Here is a 21656-nt window from a genome sequence, read left to right on the forward strand (position 1 = left end):
TTGCTTTTACTTCTGACCAACCAGATACTTCACGGTATCCGCATACTGTTGTACAAAGATATCCATGCTGCTGGTATCCATGCCCTGCGGATTTACCTGATATTTGCCATTCACGAACATTGCCGGAACGCCCTGCAGCTGTAAATCAGCCGCCGCTTTTTCCTGCTGCGCCACGAGTGATTTCACCACGAAGCTGTTCCATGCCGCATCATAGTCTTCACCTTTAATACCCGCGTCGACAAACACTTTACGGATATCAGCTACAGACTGAACGGTCTGGGTTTTCTGAACACCTTCAAACAACGGAACGGTTACTTGATCTTCAACGCCCAGCGCCATAGCAACGGCCCAAGCTTGCGTCAGATCTTTGCCCAAAGGCCCCAGAAACTCGACGTGGTACTTGGTCATCTTGGTGCCTTCAGGCAGTTTTTTCTTCACGTTATCAGAGACGTGAAGAACTTCTTCAAACTGATAGCAGTGCGGGCAGTAGAAGGAGAAGAACTCCAACACTTGCGGTTCACCCGCAACAGGCTTTTCCAGAGTGATGTATTGTTTGCCATCCTGGAACTGCGCTGCAGATGCGCTAAAAGCTAAAACCATACCAGCCAGCGCCAGCCATAATTTTTTCATGTTAAAATTTCTCCGATTAATACATTGGCGTTAATTGTAAGGGGGGCTCTTGCAGAATTTTTGCCTGCTCAATAAAAGTCGCGGTCTGACGATGCCAGTAATCTTCCCCGGTTAACCACGGGAAGTTTTTTGGAAAAGCAGGGTCAGCCCAACGTCGAATTAGCCAGGCAAGATAATAAACTAAACGCATAGCGCGTAAAGGTTCTATCAGTCCGATTTCAGAGGTGTCGAACTCACTAAACTCTTCATAAGCCTCGATAATGGTTTCAAGCTGCATGCGTTGTTCAGCTTTATCGCCATTGAGGAGCATCCATAAATCCTGAACAGCCGGGCCATTGCGGGCATCATCTAAATCGACAAACATCGGACCATCGCGCCACAGAATATTACCGGCATGACAATCACCGTGCAGACGTAACGTGGTAAAACGTGCATGCCAGCGTTCGGTAACGACCGCGATAAGCGCATCCGTTGCCTTCAGGAAAGCCGCTTTTTGCCCTGATGGGATCAACTGTGCGTGTTCAAAAAGTTTACGTGGCTCAGTCAGGTATTCTTCAAGGCCAATCGTCGGGCGAAAGGCAAAAGTACGCTTGCATCCGGTCTGATGCATACGCCCCAGATAGCGCCCCACCGCCTCCATCTGATCGATATTGTCGGCCTCAAACTGCCGCCCGCCGACGCTGGGGAAGATCGCATAATGGAAACCCTGATGGCTTAACAGCGTTTGGCCGCTTAGTACCAGCGGTGCAGCTACCGGGACTTCATCGCTTACCAGTTCCAGAGCAAACTGGTGCTCTTCCTGGATCTGATCGACGGACCAACGTTCAGGGCGATAAAACTTAACGACAAAGCGTCGACGGTCTTCGTCCTGGAATTGATAGACACGGTTTTCATAGCTGTTAAGCGGGGTAAGCCCGGAGTCCACCCGGATCCCCTGCTCAAACAGTGCATCCATGATGGTATCCGGGTGTAGCGTCTGGAAATTAAAAGCGTTGTCGTTCATCCCATCATCCGGAAAATACTACGAATGATTCAGGATATCATTTCGCAGCGCTTTCGGTGGTGGCGATTACAAGCTTTTACTCTTTAATTACGCCACGTGCGCGGAGTAGTGCGGTTTTAAAATCTTCTTCATAATCTTTCTGAATACCTGGGATGACGGCATCTTTCGCCGAGTCACGCATTTTCAGGTGATAGATCAGAATGTCATCAGTTAAATCCGCCAGTTCGCCGTCAAAACCTGACTCTTGCGCCAGTTTCTGTAAAAATTGCATCAGGTTAAGATCGGGTTCCTTCTGCCAGGCCGGCTGGAGGAGTTCAATAACTTCATTCAGACGTTTACATTTCATGGTTGTGCTCCTTAGGCTCAATACAGATACGTTAGCAGGGTCAATCCCACATTAAAAGAGGCGATATCAGTGATTCTGGATAGTGCAATAACAGGGGTTGTGCTGGCAGGCGGTAAGGCCAGACGGATGGGCGGAACCGATAAAGGTCTGCTTGAGCTGGACGGTAAACCTCTTTGGCGGCACGTAGCCGATACCCTCGCTTTACAGGTCGAAACCGTGGTGGTTAATGCCAATCGCCACCGGGATATTTACCAACAAAGCGGCCTGAAAGTTATCCCTGATTCATTGGCCGATTTCCCTGGCCCACTGGCCGGGATGCTATCGGTATTCCTGCAGCAAGCGGGGGAGTGGTTTCTGTTCTGCCCGTGCGATATGCCCTATATTCCTCACGATCTGGTCAAACGTTTGAAGGAGCAGCGCAAAGCTGCACCGGTTGTCTGGGTGCATGATGGCGAAAGAGATCATCCGACCATTGCGCTAATGCACCGCACCATGCAACCCTTGCTACAAGATTATCTTCAGTCCGGTGAAAGACGCGTCATGGTCTTTATGCGCCAGGCTGGCGGTCATGCTGTCGATTTCAGCGATCATAAAGATGCGTTCGTGAACGTGAACACCCCTGAAGAACTTGCAAAATGGCAGGACAAATCATGATCCCATTACTCGCTATAGCAGCATGGAGTGGAACGGGAAAAACTACGCTGCTTAAAAAATTGATCCCGGAGCTACGTGCCAGAGGCATTCGTCCCGGATTGATTAAGCATACTCATCACAATATGGATGTTGATAAGCCCGGCAAAGATAGCTATGAGCTACGCAAAGCCGGTGCAGCACAAACCCTGGTCGCCAGCCAGCAGCGCTGGGCATTAATGGTAGAGACCCCTGAAGAGCCCGAACTGGATTTAGCGTACCTGGTAAGCAGGATGGATGCTTCTACACTGGATATGGTGTTGGTTGAGGGCTTTAAGCATGAACCTGTTGCTAAGATCGTTCTTTTTCGCGACGGTTGCGGGCACAGTCCAGAGGACCTGGCGTTAGACAACTATGTTATCGCGGTTGCCAGTGATATTCCGCTTGCGGTGGATGTTCCATTGTTAGATATCAACGATATACAGCAAGTTGCCGATTTTGTTACGCAATGGATAAGAAGATAGCTGCTGTGTCGTGATACGCCTTTGTAGGCCGGATAAGGCGGGAGGTCACTTCCGGCGATTTTCATCCCGCACAGACGCAAAAAAGCCCATCCGGCAGGATGGGCTTCTTCACTTATTTGATGCCTGGCAGTTCCCTACTCTCGCATGGGGAGACCCCACACTACCATCGGCGCTACGGCGTTTCACTTCTGAGTTCGGCATGGGGTCAGGTGGGACCACCGCGCTACAGCCGCCAGGCAAATTCTGTTTATCAACAAACCTCTCGGGCCTGTCGATGTAATCTGTAATCAAGCTGAATTTCGATGTCTCTTTCGCCAAAACACCTTTGGCGTTGTAAGGTTAAGCCTCACGGTTCATTAGTATCGGTTAGCTCAACGTATCGCTACGCTTACACACCCGACCTATCAACGTCGTCGTCTTCAACGTTCCTTCAGGACCCTTAAAGGGTCAGGGAGAACTCATCTCGGGGCAAGTTTCGTGCTTAGATGCTTTCAGCACTTATCTCTTCCGCATTTAGCTACCGGGCAATGCCATTGGCATGACAACCCGAACACCAGTGATGCGTCCACTCCGGTCCTCTCGTACTAGGAGCAGCCCCCCTCAATTCTCCAGCGCCCACGGCAGATAGGGACCGAACTGTCTCACGACGTTCTAAACCCAGCTCGCGTACCACTTTAAATGGCGAACAGCCATACCCTTGGGACCTACTTCAGCCCCAGGATGTGATGAGCCGACATCGAGGTGCCAAACACCGCCGTCGATATGAACTCTTGGGCGGTATCAGCCTGTTATCCCCGGAGTACCTTTTATCCGTTGAGCGATGGCCCTTCCATTCAGAACCACCGGATCACTAAGACCTGCTTTCGCACCTGCTCGAGCCGTCACTCTCGCAGTCAAGCTAGCTTATGCCTTTGCACTAACCTCCTGATGTCCGACCAGGATTAGCTAACCTTCGTGCTCCTCCGTTACTCTTTAGGAGGAGACCGCCCCAGTCAAACTACCCACCAGACACTGTCCGCAACCCGGATCACGGGTCTACGTTAGAACACCAGCCATTAAAGGGTGGTATTTCAAGGTTGGCTCCATGCAGACTGGCGTCCACACTTCAAAGCCTCCCACCTATCCTACACATCAAGGACCAGTGTTCAGTGTCAAGCTATAGTAAAGGTTCACGGGGTCTTTCCGTCTTGCCGCGGGTACACTGCATCTTCACAGCGAGTTCAATTTCACTGAGTCTCGGGTGGAGACAGCCTGGCCATCATTACGCCATTCGTGCAGGTCGGAACTTACCCGACAAGGAATTTCGCTACCTTAGGACCGTTATAGTTACGGCCGCCGTTTACCGGGGCTTCGATCAAGAGCTTCTCCTTACGGATAACCCCATCAATTAACCTTCCGGCACCGGGCAGGCGTCACACCGTATACGTCCACTTTCGTGTTTGCACAGTGCTGTGTTTTTAATAAACAGTTGCAGCCAGCTGGTATCTTCGACTGATTTCAGCTCCATGAGTAAATCACTTCACCTACATATCAGCGTGCCTTCTCCCGAAGTTACGGCACCATTTTGCCTAGTTCCTTCACCCGAGTTCTCTCAAGCGCCTTGGTATTCTCTACCTGACCACCTGTGTCGGTTTGGGGTACGATTTCGTGTTACCTGATGCTTAGAGGCTTTTCCTGGAAGCAGGGCATTTGTTACTTCAGCACCGTAGTGCCTCGTCATCACACCTCAGCGTTAGCAAGACTCCGGATTTACCTGGAATCTCCGCCTACATGCTTAAACCGGGACAACCGTCGCCCGGCTAACATAGCCTTCTCCGTCCCCCCTTCGCAGTAACACCAAGTACAGGAATATTAACCTGTTTCCCATCGACTACGCCTTTCGGCCTCGCCTTAGGGGTCGACTCACCCTGCCCCGATTAACGTTGGACAGGAACCCTTGGTCTTCCGGCGTGCGGGTTTTTCACCCGCATTATCGTTACTTATGTCAGCATTCGCACTTCTGATACCTCCAGCATGCCTCACAGCACACCTTCAACGGCTTACAGAACGCTCCCCTACCCAACAACACATAGTGTCGCTGCCGCAGCTTCGGTGCATGGTTTAGCCCCGTTACATCTTCCGCGCAGGCCGACTCGACCAGTGAGCTATTACGCTTTCTTTAAATGATGGCTGCTTCTAAGCCAACATCCTGGCTGTCTGTGCCTTCCCACATCGTTTCCCACTTAACCATGACTTTGGGACCTTAGCTGGCGGTCTGGGTTGTTTCCCTCTTCACGACGGACGTTAGCACCCGCCGTGTGTCTCCCGTGATAACATTCTTCGGTATTCGCAGTTTGCATCGGGTTGGTAAGTCGGGATGACCCCCTAGCCGAAACAGTGCTCTACCCCCGAAGATGAGTTCACGAGGCGCTACCTAAATAGCTTTCGGGGAGAACCAGCTATCTCCCGGTTTGATTGGCCTTTCACCCCCAGCCACAAGTCATCCGCTAATTTTTCAACATTAGTCGGTTCGGTCCTCCAGTTAGTGTTACCCAACCTTCAACCTGCCCATGGCTAGATCACCGGGTTTCGGGTCTATACCCTGCAACTTAACGCCCAGTTAAGACTCGGTTTCCCTTCGGCTCCCCTATTCGGTTAACCTTGCTACAGAATATAAGTCGCTGACCCATTATACAAAAGGTACGCAGTCACCCCATAAAGAGGCTCCCACTGCTTGTACGTACACGGTTTCAGGTTCTTTTTCACTCCCCTCGCCGGGGTTCTTTTCGCCTTTCCCTCACGGTACTGGTTCACTATCGGTCAGTCAGGAGTATTTAGCCTTGGAGGATGGTCCCCCCATATTCAGACAGGATACCACGTGTCCCGCCCTACTCTTCGAGTTCACAACATATGCACTTTTGTGTACGGGGCTGTCACCCTGTATCGCCGGACTTTCCAGACCGTTCCACTACCACACATGCTGATTCAGACTCTGGGCTGCTCCCCGTTCGCTCGCCGCTACTGGGGGAATCTCGGTTGATTTCTTTTCCTCGGGGTACTTAGATGTTTCAGTTCCCCCGGTTCGCTTCATTACGCTATGTATTCACGTAATGATAGTGTGACGAATCACACTGGGTTTCCCCATTCGGAAATCGCCGGTTATAACGGTTCATATCACCTTACCGACGCTTATCGCAGATTAGCACGTCCTTCATCGCCTCTGACTGCCAGGGCATCCACCGTGTACGCTTAGTCGCTTAACCTCACAACCCGAAGATGTTTCGTAAAACACTTCAGTATTGCGAAAATTTGAGAGACTCGAACACACCGCTTTTCATTTCTTGTTTACGGAGAAATGAAACAGTGTGTCGTTTCAATTTTCAGCTTGATCCAGATTTTTAAAGAGCAAAACTTCGCAGTGAACCTTTTCAGGTACACTCTGAAGTTTTCTTGTTTTTTTGCAGTAAAGGATGGTGGAGCTATGCGGGATCGAACCGCAGACCTCCTGCGTGCAAAGCAGGCGCTCTCCCAGCTGAGCTATAGCCCCATCGTAAATGCTAATCTCTGTACCCTAATTCGTTTCCGGGCAAGGCGCGGTGGTGCGAAGCATACTGAAGTATGCGAGCATCGCCGTAACACAGCACGGAGGCGAATTTGGTAGGCCTGAGTGGACTTGAACCACCGACCTCACCCTTATCAGGGGTGCGCTCTAACCACCTGAGCTACAAGCCTGCAGAGATTTTCTTACTGCTAATTTTCATCAGACAATCTGTGTGAGCACTACAAAGAACGTTTCTTTAAGGTAAGGAGGTGATCCAACCGCAGGTTCCCCTACGGTTACCTTGTTACGACTTCACCCCAGTCATGAATCACAAAGTGGTAAGCGCCCTCCCGAAGGTTAAGCTACCTACTTCTTTTGCAACCCACTCCCATGGTGTGACGGGCGGTGTGTACAAGGCCCGGGAACGTATTCACCGTGGCATTCTGATCCACGATTACTAGCGATTCCGACTTCATGGAGTCGAGTTGCAGACTCCAATCCGGACTACGACATACTTTATGAGGTCCGCTTGCTCTCGCGAGGTCGCTTCTCTTTGTATATGCCATTGTAGCACGTGTGTAGCCCTACTCGTAAGGGCCATGATGACTTGACGTCATCCCCACCTTCCTCCAGTTTATCACTGGCAGTCTCCTTTGAGTTCCCGACCGAATCGCTGGCAACAAAGGATAAGGGTTGCGCTCGTTGCGGGACTTAACCCAACATTTCACAACACGAGCTGACGACAGCCATGCAGCACCTGTCTCAGAGTTCCCGAAGGCACCAAAGCATCTCTGCTAAGTTCTCTGGATGTCAAGAGTAGGTAAGGTTCTTCGCGTTGCATCGAATTAAACCACATGCTCCACCGCTTGTGCGGGCCCCCGTCAATTCATTTGAGTTTTAACCTTGCGGCCGTACTCCCCAGGCGGTCGACTTAACGCGTTAGCTCCGGAAGCCACGCCTCAAGGGCACAACCTCCAAGTCGACATCGTTTACGGCGTGGACTACCAGGGTATCTAATCCTGTTTGCTCCCCACGCTTTCGCACCTGAGCGTCAGTCTTTGTCCAGGGGGCCGCCTTCGCCACCGGTATTCCTCCAGATCTCTACGCATTTCACCGCTACACCTGGAATTCTACCCCCCTCTACAAGACTCTAGCCTGCCAGTTTCGGATGCAGTTCCCAGGTTGAGCCCGGGGATTTCACATCCGACTTGACAGACCGCCTGCGTGCGCTTTACGCCCAGTAATTCCGATTAACGCTTGCACCCTCCGTATTACCGCGGCTGCTGGCACGGAGTTAGCCGGTGCTTCTTCTGCGAGTAACGTCAATTGCTGCGGTTATTAACCTCAACACCTTCCTCCTCGCTGAAAGTACTTTACAACCCGAAGGCCTTCTTCATACACGCGGCATGGCTGCATCAGGCTTGCGCCCATTGTGCAATATTCCCCACTGCTGCCTCCCGTAGGAGTCTGGACCGTGTCTCAGTTCCAGTGTGGCTGGTCATCCTCTCAGACCAGCTAGGGATCGTCGCCTAGGTGAGCCGTTACCCCACCTACTAGCTAATCCCATCTGGGCACATCCGATGGCAAGAGGCCCGAAGGTCCCCCTCTTTGGTCTTGCGACGTTATGCGGTATTAGCTACCGTTTCCAGTAGTTATCCCCCTCCATCGGGCAGTTTCCCAGACATTACTCACCCGTCCGCCACTCGTCACCCAAGGAGCAAGCTCCTCTGTGCTACCGTTCGACTTGCATGTGTTAGGCCTGCCGCCAGCGTTCAATCTGAGCCATGATCAAACTCTTCAATTTAAGTTTGATGCTCGTGAATTAAACTTCGTAATGAATTACGTGTTCACTCAGAGACTTGGTATTCATTTTTCGTCTTGCGACGTTAAGAATCCGTATCTTCGAGTGCCCACACAGATTGTCTGATAAATTGTTAAAGAGCAGTTGCGACGCGCTTTAGCGCTCTGTCGCGAGGTCCCGTATATTACGTTTTCCTCATTCAGAGTCAAGCATTTATTTTTGCTTTTCTCTGCGAGATTCTCAGTGGAACCCCGCTGACCCGGCGGCGTGTAATCCGTTGTTCCGTGTCAGTGGAGGCGCATTATAGGGAGTTATTTCAGGCTGACAAGGGGAAATTTAAAATAATCTTCCGAGTGCGTATTTTTTATTCTTTGTGCTTATTTTGACAACGTTTTGTGGGTTAATTGGGCGATTTCCCGCGCGAAATCCGCGACCTGTTCCCAATCGGTATACACCACTTCTTTATTGGTATCTGTTTCACCGCCTGACATCTTCATTATCAGTTGGATCATAACGCGGTCATACCAGCGATAGCGGGGATACAGCAAAGCGCCAGCAATAACCGCACTGCGATCAGGCCGCCACGGCGAACTCATCAGGAACTTACGCGCATAGCTGTTAGTTTGCGGCGTGCGTTTCTCCGGTTTACGGGCAACCAGGTTTACGGAGTAGAAGGCACTCGGCATCGCGTTCAGCCGCGTGGCATGCTTTTTCACAAACTCCTGAAAAGCTGCATGGTAATGACCATAGCGAATCGAGGCGCCAATCACCACGCTGTCATAATTTTGCCAGTCAGGCTCCGCGGTACGATGCAAATTAACGACATCCGCCCAAACGCCCAGCTCTTTGAGTTCAGAAGCCAGATACTCGGCGATTTCACGCGTTTGTCCGTCCCGGGAAGAAAAAAGAATCAGTGTTTTCACGTGTTACTCCATTATTCACGCCAGAAGGTAGGGGTAAAGAGTACCAGCAGGGTAAAGACCTCCAGACGACCAAACAGCATATTGGCAATCAGGATCCACTTCGCCACGGGGTTCATACTGGCAAAGTTGTCGGCAACAACCCCCAGCCCTGGCCCCAGGTTATTCAGCGTCGCCACAACAGAGGCAAACGCGGAGAAGTCATCAACACCGGTCGCAATAATCGCCAGCATACTGATAATAAAGACCAGCGCATAGGCAGAGAAGAATCCCCACACAGCTTCAAGGATTCGCTCCGGCAAAGCACGGTTACCCAGCTTGATACTGTAAACCGCATTCGGGTGGACCAGTCGTTTCAATTCGCGGTTACCCTGCTTAAACAGCAACAGGATTCGAATCACCTTCAAGCCACCGCCCGTCGACCCGGCACAGCCGCCAATAAAAGCAGAACATAGCAACAGCACCGGCAGGAACAGCGGCCAGCGGGCAATACTGTCCGTAGTAAATCCGGCGGTCGTCGCCATCGATACCACCTGAAAAAAAGCCTGGTTGATGGTCGTGAGTGCCGAACCGTAGGTATTGTGTATCCACAGCACCAGCGTACAGACAGCCACCAGCGTCAGCTGCACCCCAATGAACATGCGGAATTCTGGATCGCGCCAGTAGACCTTCAGGCTGCGACCGCTGAGTAAAGAGAAGTGCAGACCATAGTTACAACCGGAGATCAGCAAGAAGATAGCAATAATGGTGTTAATCGTGGGACTGTCGAAATACCCCACGCTGGCATCGTGTGTGGAAAAGCCGCCGATGGCTATCGTAGCAAAGCTGTGCCCAATAGCGTCAAACGCGGGCATCCCGGCAAACCATAGCGCCAGCGCACACGCCACCGTCAGTAATACATAGATAAGCCACAGCGTTTTCGCCGTTTCGGCAATACGCGGACGCATTTTGTTATCTTTCAGCGGGCCCGGCATTTCTGCCCGGTAGAGCTGCATCCCACCGACGCCAAGAATAGGCAGAATAGCCACCGCCAGCACGATGATCCCCATCCCGCCGAACCATTGCAGCATCTGTCGATAAAAGAGGATAGCGTGTGGCAATGAATCCAGCCCCACCAGCGTTGTCGCCCCCGTGGTGGTTAATCCGGAGAAGGATTCAAAAAAAGCGTCGGTTATCGTGAGGTTAGGGCTTTCCGCAAAGATGAACGGTAGCGCACCCACGCTACCCAGCACGGTCCAGAACAAAACGACAATCAGAAACCCTTCGCGCGATTTCAGCTCGCCCTTCTCTTTACGGTTTGGCCACCACAGCATGGAGCCGATCGCCAGAGCAACGAAGAAAGTTTGAGTAAACGCACGCCCTGCCCCATCGCGGTAGATGAGCGCTACCAGTCCGGGGATAATCATTGTCCCCGAGAATAAGATGACCAGTAGTCCAACGATTCGGGTGATGGCGCGAAAATGCATCTCTGCCGCTTCCTTAGTTCTTTAAAATGAGGTGGGGATTATTCTTCAATCGCTAACAATTGCAATGAACCACGACTAAAATCCGCCAGTTTTGCCGAAAATTCATCCACTTTGGCATAAGGAAGCGCCACCCTGAGCCGAACAAAAGCCTGGTAATCACTGGCAACAACTTTACCGTCAAACTGCCCCAGCAAAGCTTCAATGCCTGCCAGCTGACCGTACTCACACTGCAAAGTATATTCGGTTAATGGCGTCTTGCGCTGCGTCGTTAACTGACGCAACGCCTGATTCACGCCGCCACCGTAGGCTTTCACTAGCCCACCCGTACCCAGAAGGATACCGCCGTAGTAGCGCACCACCACCGCGGTAATCTCACCGATGCCACTCCCCATCAGCTGCGCGAGCATCGGTTTGCCTGCCGTACCTGCCGGTTCGCCATCGTCTGAAAATCCCAGCTGCTGCGAGTCATTGGGCGCGCCCGCCACCCACGCCACACAATGGTGGCGGGCGTCCGGGTGTTCCGTTTTGACTGACTCAACAAACGCTTTCGCCGCTTCTACGCCGTCCGTATGGGCGAGCAGCGTAATGAAGCGGCTTTTTTTGATCTCTTCAACGACGCTTACCGGCGCCGCAGGGATTAACCAACTGTCCATTACGCCAGTTTTAAATCCCGTGTCATGTTTTCGATATTGTTCTCGTGGACCACCACGTTGTCTTCAATTCGAATACCGCCGAACGGTTTCAGGGCTTCAATTTTCTGCCAGTTGAAGTGTTTGCTGAACTGCCCTTCACGCCACGGCGCCAACAGCGATTCAATGAAGTAGATGCCCGGTTCGATGGTCAGGACCATGCCCGGTTGCAGCACGCGGGTGCAACGCAGGTAAGGATACTTCGACGGCGCGGCCAGATGCGTACCGCTGTCATCCTGCATAAAACCAGCGACATCGTGTACCTGCAGACCCAGCGGGTGACCAATGCCATGCGGCATAAACGGCCCGGTAAGATCGTTTTCCACCATCGCCTCTTCACTCATATCAGTGACGATTTGATGCTTACGCAGCAGCTTCGCGATGCGCTGATGGAACTGAATGTGATAATCCACATAGCTGGTGCCCGCTTTCATAGTGGCAATCAGCGCCAGTTGCTCGTCATTCACATCCTTCACCAGATGCGCATAGTCGTTGTCGCTTTTCGCCGACCACGTACGCGTCAGGTCTGCTGCATAGCCGTTGTATTCCGCACCGGCGTCCAGCAGGAAACTGCGGATTTCAGACGGAGCCTGATGATCCAGCCTGGTGTAATGCAGAACCGAAGCATGCTCGTTAAGCGCCACGATGTTGCTGTACGGCACGTCGGTGTCGCGATGACCGGTAGCAGTCAGGTAAGCGAGGTTGATGTCAAACTCGCTCATCCCGGTACGGAACGCTTCTTCCGCGGCACGGTGTCCATTCACCGCCATTTTCTGTGCTTCGCGCATACAGGCCAGTTCGTAATCTGTTTTGTAAGCACGATAATAATGCAGGTAGTCGATAACCCCTTTCGGGTTGATATTGCTGGCCGCGATGTCCAGCTGCAGCGCGCGTTCCGGAACCGGACCGATGTAACCGATATTGCCGCGAGCAGCAGGCAGCTGGCTACCGATACCATCAGCTTTTGGCAGCGCGATGATCTCAATTTCTTCCGTCCAGAAGGAGGTCGGCAGCGGCTCAACGTTGTGCCAGTAATCGACCGGCAGGTAGAACCACAATTTCGGCTTATTCACGCCATCCACCAGCAACCAGCAGTTAGGAACCTGCGTTACAGGCACCCAGGCTTTGAATTGCGGATTGACCTTAAACGGGTAGGGATGATCGTCGAGAAAGACGTTAACAAGTTCTCCTGAGTGAATAAGTAACGCATCCAGCTTGAAGCGATCCAGCGCGTCGCGCGTCCGTTCTTGTAGGGTAACGATATGATTTTTATAGAGTGCGGCCAGTGATTCCATTTTCTATCCTTCTGTTTTTTTGACCTCAAGTGTCCGCATCTTAGCACATCGGTTTGTGAGTGCGTGATTTCTGCCGAGCGTGATCAAATCGTCATTTCTTTAATCATTCATTTGCATTTTATTAACACAAAACACACACTTCGATTCATCTGGTATGACCAGATCACCTTGCGGATTCAGGAGACTGACATGCTTTACAAAGGCGACACCCTGTACCTCGACTGGCTGGAAGATGGCATCGCCGAACTGGTGTTCGATGCCCCAGGCTCAGTCAATAAACTCGACACGGCCACCGTTGCCAGCCTGGGCCATGCGCTTGACGTGCTGGAAAAACAACCGAATTTAAAAGGGCTGCTGCTGCGTTCTAACAAAGCAGCCTTTATTGTTGGTGCCGACATCACCGAATTCCTTTCACTGTTCCTCGTGCCTGAAGAGCAGTTGAGCCAGTGGCTGCATTTTGCCAACAGCGTGTTTAATCGCCTGGAAGATCTGCCTGTTCCGACTCTCTCAGCGGTTAACGGCTATGCGCTGGGCGGCGGCTGTGAGTGTGTCCTGGCGACCGATTATCGTCTGGCTACGCCGGACCTGCGCATCGGCCTGCCGGAAACCAAGCTGGGCATTATGCCAGGCTTTGGCGGCTCCGTGCGTATGCCACGTATGCTGGGTGCGGACAGCGCGCTGGAAATTATTGCTGCGGGTAAAGATGTGGGTGCTGAGCAGGCGCTAAAAATCGGTCTGGTCGATGGCGTAGTGAAGCAAGACAAACTGCTTGATGGCGCGATCGCGGTATTACGTCAGGCGATTAACGGCGACCTCGACTGGAAAGCCAAACGTCAGCCGAAGCTGGAGCCGTTGAAACTCAGTAAAATTGAAGCGGCAATGAGCTTTACCATCGCCAAAGGTATGGTGGCGCAGACGGCAGGTAAGCATTATCCCGCACCGATTACCGCGGTAAAAACCATTGAAGCAGCGGCCCGTTTTGGTCGTGAAGAAGCGCTGAATCTGGAAAATAAAAGCTTTGTTCCACTCGCGCACACCAATGAAGCCCGCGCACTGGTTGGAATTTTCCTTAACGATCAGTTCGTGAAAGCCAAAGCCAAAAAGCTCACCAAAAATGTTGAAGCGCCAAAGCAAGCGGCTGTGCTGGGCGCAGGCATTATGGGCGGCGGCATCGCTTACCAGTCGGCCTGGAAAGGCGTGCCGGTTGTCATGAAAGATATCAACGACAAATCATTAACGCTGGGCATGACCGAAGCGGCCAAGCTACTGAACAAACAGCTTGAGCGCGGCAAAATTGACGGTCTGAAAATGGCGGGCGTTATTTCCACCATTCATCCCACCCTCGACTATAGCGGTTTCGAACGCGTGGACGTGGTAGTTGAAGCGGTCGTAGAAAACCCAAAAGTGAAAAAAGCGGTACTGGCGGAAACCGAAGATCAGGTTCGCCCGGACACCGTACTGGCTTCGAATACTTCCACCATCCCAATCAACGAACTGGCCAGCGCGCTTAAGCGTCCGGAAAACTTCTGTGGGATGCACTTCTTTAACCCGGTGCACCGTATGCCGCTGGTTGAGATCATTCGCGGCGAGAAAAGCTCGGATGAAACCATCGCTAAGGTTGTCGCCTGGGCAAGCCAGATGGGCAAAACGCCGATTGTGGTTAATGACTGCCCTGGTTTCTTCGTTAACCGCGTGCTGTTCCCCTATTTTGCCGGTTTCAGTCAGTTACTGCGCGACGGGGCGGATTTCCGCAAAGTCGACAAAGTGATGGAAAAACAGTTTGGTTGGCCGATGGGCCCGGCTTATCTGCTGGACGTGGTAGGTATTGATACCGCGCACCACGCGCAGGCGGTGATGTCCGCAGGCTTCCCTCAGCGTATGCAGAAAGATTATCGCGATGCGATAGACGCCCTGTTTGATGCTAACCGTTTCGGGCAGAAAAACGGTCTTGGATTCTGGCGTTATAAAGAAGACAACAAGGGCAAGCCGAAGAAAGAAGAAGATGCCATCGTTGACGATCTGCTGGCAGAGGTCAGCCAGCCGAAACGCGACTTCAGCGATGAAGAGATTATCGCCCGCATGATGATCCCTATGGTCAACGAAGTAGTGCGTTGCCTGGAAGAAGGCATTATCGCCAGCCCGGCAGAAGCCGATATGGCGCTGGTATACGGTCTGGGCTTCCCTCCGTTCCATGGCGGTGCGTTCCGCTGGCTGGATACGCTCGGCAGCGCGAAGTATCTCGATATGGCTCAGCAGTATCAGCACCTTGGTCCGCTGTATGAAGTTCCGGTCGGTCTGCGTGATAAAGCGCGCCATAACGAACCGTATTATCCCCAGGTTGAGCCAGCCCGCCCGGTTGGCAGCCTGAAAACGGCTTAAGGAGTCACAATGGAACAGGTTGTAATTGTTGATGCGATCCGTACCCCGATGGGCCGTTCAAAAGGGGGCGCGTTTCGGAACGTGCGGGCAGAAGATCTCTCTGCACATTTAATGCGTAGCCTGCTGGCGCGTAATCCGGCGCTGGAGCCAACCGCGCTTGATGACATTTACTGGGGCTGTGTGCAACAAACGCTGGAGCAGGGTTTCAATATCGCCCGTAATGCCGCGCTGTTGGCGGAAGTTCCGCACTCCGTTCCGGCCGTCACGGTCAATCGCCTGTGCGGTTCGTCCATGCAGGCGCTGCACGATGCGGCACGCATGATCATGACTGGTGATGCTCAGGCGTGCCTGATTGGCGGCGTTGAGCATATGGGCCATGTGCCAATGAGCCACGGCGTTGATTTCCACCCGGGTATGAGCCGCAACGTGGCGAAAGCCGCAGGGATGATGGGCCTGACCGCGGAAATGCTCTCCCGCATGCACGGCATCAGTCGTGAAATGCAGGACGCTTTCGCCGCACGTTCACACGCTCGCGCCTGGGCTGCAACACAGTCTGGCGCTTTTAAAAACGAAATCATCCCGACCGGCGGCCATGATGCCGACGGCGTGCTGAAGCAGTTTAACTACGATGAGGTTATCCGTCCGGAAACGACCGTTGAAGCGCTCTCCACCCTGCGCCCGGCGTTCGATCCGGTGAACGGAACGGTGACTGCCGGTACCTCTTCTGCGCTCTCCGACGGCGCAGCGGCGATGCTGGTAATGAGCGAAAGCCGCGCCCGTCAACTGGGTCTGACGCCGCGTGCCCGTATTCGTTCGATGGCTGTTGTCGGCTGCGATCCGTCAATCATGGGTTACGGCCCGGTTCCGGCCTCAAAGCTGGCGCTGAAAAAAGCGGGACTCTCCACCAGCGACATCGGTTTGTTTGAGATGAACGAAGCCTTTGCCGCTCAGATCTTGCCGTGTATTAAAGATCTGGGGCTGATGGAGCAGATCGATGAGAAGATCAACCTCAACGGCGGGGCGATCGCCTTGGGTCACCCGCTGGGCTGTTCTGGGGCGCGTATCAGCACCACCCTGCTCAACCTGATGGAACGCAAAGACGTGCAGTTTGGTCTGGCGACGATGTGTATCGGGTTAGGTCAGGGTATCGCAACGGTATTTGAGCGAGTTTAATCAAAGCATGCCGGGGGCGCTTCGCTTGCCCGGCCTACGAAATGTTATCTCAAAGCCATTGGTGCCAGAACAAGGCGGCAAGCGAATGAATCCCGATGAGCTTACGTATAGTAAGTGATTCGGGTGAATGAGCGAAGCCAACACAGTTATGGTGCCAATGGCGAAGAGAGAAAGTTTAGTTGCCGTTCTTCCCGCCTGTCAGGGGCGGGTTTTTTATTTCCCTGAACTACCACGCACCACTAACTGCACCGGCAGCAGCAGATTCTCTTCCTGATTTTCTTCCAGCAGTAAACGCAGCGCTTCACGCCCCAGCTGTTTTTTATCAACCGCAACGGTAGTCAGCGGCGGATGTGACCAGGACGCAGCATCGATATCATCAAATCCCACCAGCGCAAGATCTTCCGGGATACGTATACCCTGCTGCGCACACACCTGCTGAACAACCATCGCTGCCGCGTCGTTATAGGCAAAAATGGCATCGGGCGGCTCTGGCAGTCTGAGTAGCTCATTAACCGCATCCACCAGAGATTGCTCGGTATCCAGCAGCGGCGGCGCAACGACGTCATACTCTGGCGGCATTAGCAAACGGGCTTCATACAATGCCTGACGGTAGCCCTTTTCACGCTGACGGATGCTGTAGTGCGCGAGCGTACTGGCAAGAAAAGCAATGCGGCTGCGGCCTTGTGCAATCAGATGTTGCGTGGCCAGATAGCCGCCCAGGGTATTGTCAGGATTCACGCAAGGCAGTCCTGGCACCCAGAGATCCACCAGTACCAGCGGCAATTTCATCTGTTGTAGCAGCCCAAGCAACTCAGGTTCAAAAAATCCCGCGCAGATCAGCGCATCAGGCTGGTGCAGCATCACCTGCTCACTCACTGCATCGCCTGGACCTATAGAGAGAAAGCTCAGCGCAACCCCCTTTTCGCGACACAGATCTTCTATCCCCAGCAGCAGTTGAGAGTAAAACGGTAAAGCCCGGCTGATATTGTGCTGGCGATGCAGTAAAAACAGGACACGTTTGATTTTATCTGCGCGCAGGCGTGAAAAATCATAACCCTGCTGCTGCGCCACTGAAATAATGCGCTGCCGGGTCTCTTCACGCAGCCCCGGTTGCCCTTTTAGCGCGCGGGAAACAGCGCCAACCGAGACGCCACAAGCGTCGGCAATGTCTCTGATACGTACAGGTTTCGTCATTTCACTCTCATGGATTTACTATGGCTTGTTGTGCCCCCAGCCAGGCTGCGCCGCGTACGCCGCTGCTGTCGCCGTGGCGGGCCTGAACGATCGGTGTGCGGCACTGTTTACCAAACACGTACTGCGCCACTCGCGCCTGTAAGCCTGAGTACAGTAAATCGATATTGGATACCCCGCCCCCCAGCACGATAACATCGGGATCGAGCATATTCACCACACTCGCCAACGCGCGAGCCAGTTGATCGCAATAGCGTTCCCACAACAAACAGGCGTCTGCATCACCCGATGCTACCCGTTGCATAATTTGTGGCACACCCATATGTTGCGCGGTGTGATTCATATACTGGCGCTCCAGGCCACTACCCGAAATAAAGCTCTCAATACAGTTCAACTGTCCGCAATAGCATGTCACTTCAGCCCCGTCCCGAGATCCGTGGTAGCGCGGCAAGGCATTATGCCCCCACTCTCCAGCACAGGCGTTAGGGCCGGAGATCAACCGGTTCTCGATGCATAGACCACCGCCGCATCCGGTACCGAGGATCACGCCAAATACCACGCTATGCCCACGCCCACTACCGTCCATCGCTTCTGACAGGGTAAAGCAGTTGGCATCATTGGTAACGGGCACTGGCATTCCTAATGCACGCTCGAGATCTTGCGCAAAGGCCTGCTGATTCAGCACCAGAATGTTGGAATTCTTAATCAAACCTTCGCTATCCACCGCACCTGGCACCCCGATGCCAACCGATAAAGGCTGATTAATGGCCTGCATAGCCCTGGCTATCATCTCCGTCACGGCCTGGAAAAAATCACCGTAACGCTGCTTTGGTGTCGCACATCGTTCGCGGTAAACAATTTCACCCGCGTTATCAATCACCACCGCTTCGATTTTAGTCCCGCCGATATCCAGTCCGAGCCTCATGGTTTTTCCTCGTTTGCATCTCACAATGTGATGCGGTTTAGCTTGCCTATTTTGTTTACTAAACACATGGAGAGCTGTCACAAAAACTCAATTTATGTTTGAGTGACGGACATATTATGTTTACTAAAAAATAATTATGATGAGAAAGAGAGGCAATGACGCCGGGCCTGCGCCCTGCTAGTTGGAAGACAGATGATTGATGGATGCGCCGGAAGGGCTCCGGCGCACAGCGCTTAAATGAACGCGAAAGCGTCGCCAAACAGGCGATCTTCACGCGCACTGCGTTCATTACAGAACAGATCGCGCGCGATTTTGGCCATTTCAAAACGACCGGCAATGTAGATATCGTGCTCAGCCAGGGTACCGTAATCCTGCAATACCGCCGTTAACACGGTTCCCGTACGACCACGCCAGCCGTCTTCTGGCTGTTCCACCACTGGCTCAACGCGCAGATTCGGGTGATTAACAGACAACGCTTCCAGTTCGGAGAGATCGTAGAGATGCTTCTCTTCGCGCCCCCCCCAGTAAATGGTGATATCGCGGTTTGGATTACGCGCCAGCGCAGTAAGCAGAATGGAACGCACGTAAGAGAACCCTGTACCACCGGCAATCAGGATCAGCGGGCGCTCGTCTTCATCACGCAGCCAGGCTTCGCCATGCGGAATGTCGACCTTGATTTCCCGGTCTTTCAGAATGCGGTCCATCACAGCCATGGCATAAAGATTTAGCTCAGAGGCGCCAACGTGCAGCTCAATGAATCCTTGCTCGTCCGGCGTGGATGCCATGGAGAACGGACGCTTATCCCTTTCGTCCATCACGACCATTAAATACTGGCCAGCACGAAAGGAAAACGCCGCGTCTGGCACTAAACGAACGCGATATACGGTATCAGTGATAGCTTCTACCGAGGTCACTTTACAGCTTAAGGTTGTCATGCGCTCTCTCTGTCGGATCAATAGGCAAAACGATCGCGCCTCAGGCGCTTTTGCCGTCATTAAAGATGGCCAGTTCATCCCAAATTGCGTCAATACGCGCAGTTACTTCAGGATCTTTTTTAATCGGGCGTCCCCATTCGCGTTGGGTTTCGCCCGGCCATTTATTTGTGGCATCCAGCCCCATTTTTGAACCCAGGCCGGAAACCGGCGAGGCAAAGTCCAGGTAATCAATTGGCGTATTCTCTACCAGTACCGTATCCCGAGCCGGGTCCATACGGGTAGTAATTGCCCAAATCACATCATTCCAGTCGCGTGCATTGACATCATCATCGCAGACAATAACAAATTTGGTGTACATAAACTGGCGCAAAAACGACCAAACACCCATCATGACGCGTTTGGCATGACCAGCGTACTGTTTTTTCATCGTCACCACGGCCAGACGATATGAACAGCCTTCCGGAGGCAGGTAAAAATCGACGATTTCCGGGAACTGCTTTTGCAGAATAGGAACGAAAACTTCATTCAGCGCCACGCCAAGCACTGCGGGCTCATCAGGCGGACGCCCGGTATAAGTAGAGTGATAAATCGCCTCTTCACGCTGGGTAATGTGCGTGACGGTAAAGACCGGAAAGCTATCTACTTCGTTGTAGTAACCGGTATGATCGCCATACGGTCCTTCCGGGGCCAGCTCACCCGGTTCGATATACCCTTCCAGCACGATTTCAGCACTGGCGGGCACTTCCAGATCGTTGGAAATACATTTGACCACTTCGGTCTTGGTGCCACGTAACAGCCCGGCAAATGCGTACTCGGATAATGTATCAGGGACGGGCGTCACGGCCCCCAGAATGGTCGCAGGATCTGCCCCCAACGCCACCGAAACCGGGAAGCGTTCGCCAGGATGCGCCGCACACCACTCCTGGTAATCGAGTGCGCCGCCGCGGTGGGACAGCCAGCGCATAATGAGCTTGTTTTTGCCAATCAGCTGCTGGCGATAAATACCCAGATTCTGCCGCTCTTTATGTGGGCCACGCGTTACGGTTAGCCCCCAGGTAATCAGCGGTGCGGCATCTTCCGGCCAACAGGTCATAATCGGAATACGGTTTAAATCGACGTCATCACCGGAGTAGATTTTTTGCTGACAAGGCGCACCGCGCAACCGCTTAGTCGGCATGTTCAGCACCTGCTTAAACTGCGGCAGCTTATCAAACAGATCGCGGAATCCTTTCGGTGGCTCCGGCTCTTTCAAAAACGCCAACAGTTTACCGACTTCCCGTAGTGCCGAGACATCTTCCTGCCCCATCCCCATCGCAACACGCTTCGGTGTGCCAAACAGGTTACACAGCACCGGCATTGAATAGCCTTTAGGATTCTCAAACAGTAACGCAGGCCCGCCAGCACGTAGGGTGCGATCGGCAATTTCAGTAATTTCCAGGTGCGGATCCACCTCAAGCGAAATGCGTTTGAGCTCGCCCTGCTGTTCAAGCAGCGTCAGGAAGTCGCGTAAATCGTGATATTTCATGGCGTCCATTGTGGCCTCTTCGTAAGCGCTTCATTATACGGCGTTCATCATTGTGATGCTGTATTTTTGTTAAATTAGCGTGAACTCTGGCGATACATATAAGTCCTGGGAGTATATACCCGTTGGGTTTCAGCCTGCTTTGAGGCGGGTATAATTAACTTAACTCATGGCTTTTGCTATGCTAGCGCTCAGAACAAGCGAATAAGAGTTATTATGCAATCCTGGTATTTACTGTACTGCAAACGTGGGCAACTTCAGCGAGCCCAGGAACACCTGGAAAGACAGGCGGTGAACTGCCTGACGCCTATGATCACCCTGGAAAAAATGGTGCGCGGTAAACGTACCACAGTCAGTGAACCGCTATTCCCTAATTACATGTTTGTCGAGTTCGACCCGGAAGTGATCCACACCACCACGATCAACGCCACGCGTGGTGTCAGCCATTTCGTTCGTTTTGGAGCGACGCCTGCGACCGTCCCATCCCCCGTAATTCACCAGCTTTCTATCTACAAGCCTGAAGGTATTGTTGACCCGCAAACCCCTCAGCCAGGGGACAGCGTGATTATTACTGAAGGGGCGTTTGAGGGACTGAAAGCGATCTTCACCGAACCGGATGGCGAAGCGCGTTCCATGCTGCTGCTTAACCTCTTGAATAAAGAGATTAAGCAGAGCGTGAAAAATACCGGTTTTCGAAAAATATAAGC

16 protein-coding genes, 2 tRNA genes and 3 rRNA genes are annotated in these 21656 nt (G+C 52.7%); 5 read left to right on the top strand and 16 right to left on the bottom strand.

The genetic code is table 11. The annotated features are described in order from the left end of the window. Positions 1–6: 6 nt before the first annotated feature. The 3 genes from dsbA to HV345_RS23085 all read right to left on the bottom strand — a co-directional run bounded on the left by dsbA (position 7) and on the right by HV345_RS23085 (position 1979). Positions 7–630 carry a thiol:disulfide interchange protein DsbA gene (dsbA, locus tag HV345_RS23075; RefSeq protein ID WP_016155156.1) on the bottom strand — a complete coding sequence of 208 codons (624 nt, stop codon included), beginning with the start codon at positions 628–630 and terminating at the stop codon, positions 7–9. Between the two features lie 16 nt (positions 631–646). Then, a complete protein-coding gene (locus HV345_RS23080; protein WP_046275259.1) occupies positions 647–1633 on the bottom strand; it encodes a serine/threonine protein kinase in 987 nt (328 codons plus the stop codon). A 76-nt stretch (positions 1634–1709) separates the two neighbouring features. Continuing rightward, entirely contained in the window at positions 1710–1979 is a 270-nt protein-coding gene (locus tag HV345_RS23085) for a YihD family protein (protein ID WP_003028616.1), read from the bottom strand. Between the two features lie 69 nt (positions 1980–2048). Here HV345_RS23085 and mobA point away from each other — a divergent pair, with 69 nt between their 5' ends. Next, complete coding sequence (mobA, locus tag HV345_RS23090; protein ID WP_016157861.1) at positions 2049–2633, top strand: molybdenum cofactor guanylyltransferase MobA; 585 nt, start codon at positions 2049–2051, stop codon at positions 2631–2633. Then, on the top strand, positions 2615–3133 hold the full coding sequence (gene mobB / locus HV345_RS23095) for a molybdopterin-guanine dinucleotide biosynthesis protein MobB (protein ID WP_029139699.1): 519 nt from the start codon (positions 2615–2617) through the stop codon (positions 3131–3133). Before mobA ends, mobB begins: the two co-directional genes overlap by 19 nt. Positions 3134–3254: 121 nt before the next feature. Here the strand turns inward: mobB and rrf are convergent. The 9 genes from rrf to pepQ all read right to left on the bottom strand — a co-directional run bounded on the left by rrf (position 3255) and on the right by pepQ (position 12824). Continuing rightward, positions 3255–3370: ribosomal RNA gene (gene rrf / locus HV345_RS23100) — 5S ribosomal RNA — on the bottom strand. Between the two features lie 98 nt (positions 3371–3468). Continuing rightward, positions 3469–6375: ribosomal RNA gene (locus HV345_RS23105) — 23S ribosomal RNA — on the bottom strand. A 208-nt stretch (positions 6376–6583) separates the two neighbouring features. Next, positions 6584–6659, bottom strand: a tRNA-Ala gene (locus HV345_RS23110). 108 nt (positions 6660–6767) lie between these two features. Next, positions 6768–6844 (bottom strand) — tRNA-Ile (locus HV345_RS23115). A gap of 71 nt (positions 6845–6915) precedes the next feature. Next, a 16S ribosomal RNA gene (locus tag HV345_RS23120) occupies positions 6916–8457 on the bottom strand. Together the 16S, 23S and 5S rRNA genes with 2 tRNA genes alongside form the textbook arrangement of a ribosomal RNA operon. A 374-nt stretch (positions 8458–8831) precedes the next feature. Then, on the bottom strand, positions 8832–9377 hold the full coding sequence (gene hemG, locus HV345_RS23125) for a menaquinone-dependent protoporphyrinogen IX dehydrogenase (protein WP_016155152.1): 546 nt from the start codon (positions 9375–9377) through the stop codon (positions 8832–8834). 11 nt (positions 9378–9388) lie between these two features. Beyond that, positions 9389–10840 carry a Trk system potassium transporter TrkH gene (gene trkH / locus HV345_RS23130; protein ID WP_003017848.1) on the bottom strand — a complete coding sequence of 484 codons (1452 nt, stop codon included), beginning with the start codon at positions 10838–10840 and terminating at the stop codon, positions 9389–9391. 38 nt (positions 10841–10878) lie between these two features. Continuing rightward, a complete protein-coding gene (locus tag HV345_RS23135; protein ID WP_065554888.1) occupies positions 10879–11493 on the bottom strand; it encodes an IMPACT family protein in 615 nt (204 codons plus the stop codon). Further along, positions 11493–12824, bottom strand: a complete 1332-nt coding sequence (pepQ, locus tag HV345_RS23140) for a Xaa-Pro dipeptidase (RefSeq protein ID WP_181636105.1) — start codon at positions 12822–12824, stop codon at positions 11493–11495. Before pepQ ends, HV345_RS23135 begins: the two co-directional genes overlap by 1 nt. A 189-nt stretch (positions 12825–13013) precedes the next feature. On the opposite strand from pepQ, the gene fadB reads away from it, so the two are divergent. Both fadB and fadA read left to right on the top strand, forming a co-directional pair. Beyond that, complete coding sequence (gene fadB / locus HV345_RS23145) at positions 13014–15203, top strand: fatty acid oxidation complex subunit alpha FadB (RefSeq protein WP_103767367.1); 2190 nt, start codon at positions 13014–13016, stop codon at positions 15201–15203. 9 nt (positions 15204–15212) lie between these two features. Further along, positions 15213–16376, top strand: a complete 1164-nt coding sequence (gene fadA / locus HV345_RS23150) for an acetyl-CoA C-acyltransferase FadA (protein ID WP_016155148.1) — start codon at positions 15213–15215, stop codon at positions 16374–16376. A 213-nt stretch (positions 16377–16589) separates the two neighbouring features. On the opposite strand, the gene HV345_RS23155 is transcribed toward fadA, so the two are convergent. From HV345_RS23155 to ubiD, 4 genes are all read right to left on the bottom strand, one after another. Further along, entirely contained in the window at positions 16590–17570 is a 981-nt protein-coding gene (locus tag HV345_RS23155) for a LacI family DNA-binding transcriptional regulator (RefSeq protein WP_181636106.1), read from the bottom strand. A 7-nt stretch (positions 17571–17577) separates the two neighbouring features. Then, positions 17578–18492, bottom strand: a complete 915-nt coding sequence (locus tag HV345_RS23160) for an ROK family protein (protein ID WP_047416484.1) — start codon at positions 18490–18492, stop codon at positions 17578–17580. Positions 18493–18725: 233 nt separating this feature from the next. Then, positions 18726–19427 (bottom strand): NAD(P)H-flavin reductase, encoded by a 702-nt coding sequence (gene fre, locus HV345_RS23165; RefSeq protein WP_003828903.1) that lies wholly within the window; start codon positions 19425–19427, stop codon positions 18726–18728. Positions 19428–19467: 40 nt separating this feature from the next. Further along, positions 19468–20961 (bottom strand): 4-hydroxy-3-polyprenylbenzoate decarboxylase, encoded by a 1494-nt coding sequence (ubiD, locus tag HV345_RS23170; RefSeq protein WP_016155145.1) that lies wholly within the window; start codon positions 20959–20961, stop codon positions 19468–19470. Between the two features lie 204 nt (positions 20962–21165). Here ubiD and rfaH point away from each other — a divergent pair, with 204 nt between their 5' ends. Then, entirely contained in the window at positions 21166–21654 is a 489-nt protein-coding gene (gene rfaH, locus HV345_RS23175; protein ID WP_047358740.1) for a transcription/translation regulatory transformer protein RfaH, read from the top strand. Positions 21655–21656 lie beyond the last annotated feature (2 nt).

This window comes from Citrobacter sp. RHBSTW-00986, from assembly GCF_013783065.1.
Classification (GTDB): Bacteria; Pseudomonadota; Gammaproteobacteria; order Enterobacterales; family Enterobacteriaceae; genus Citrobacter; species Citrobacter braakii.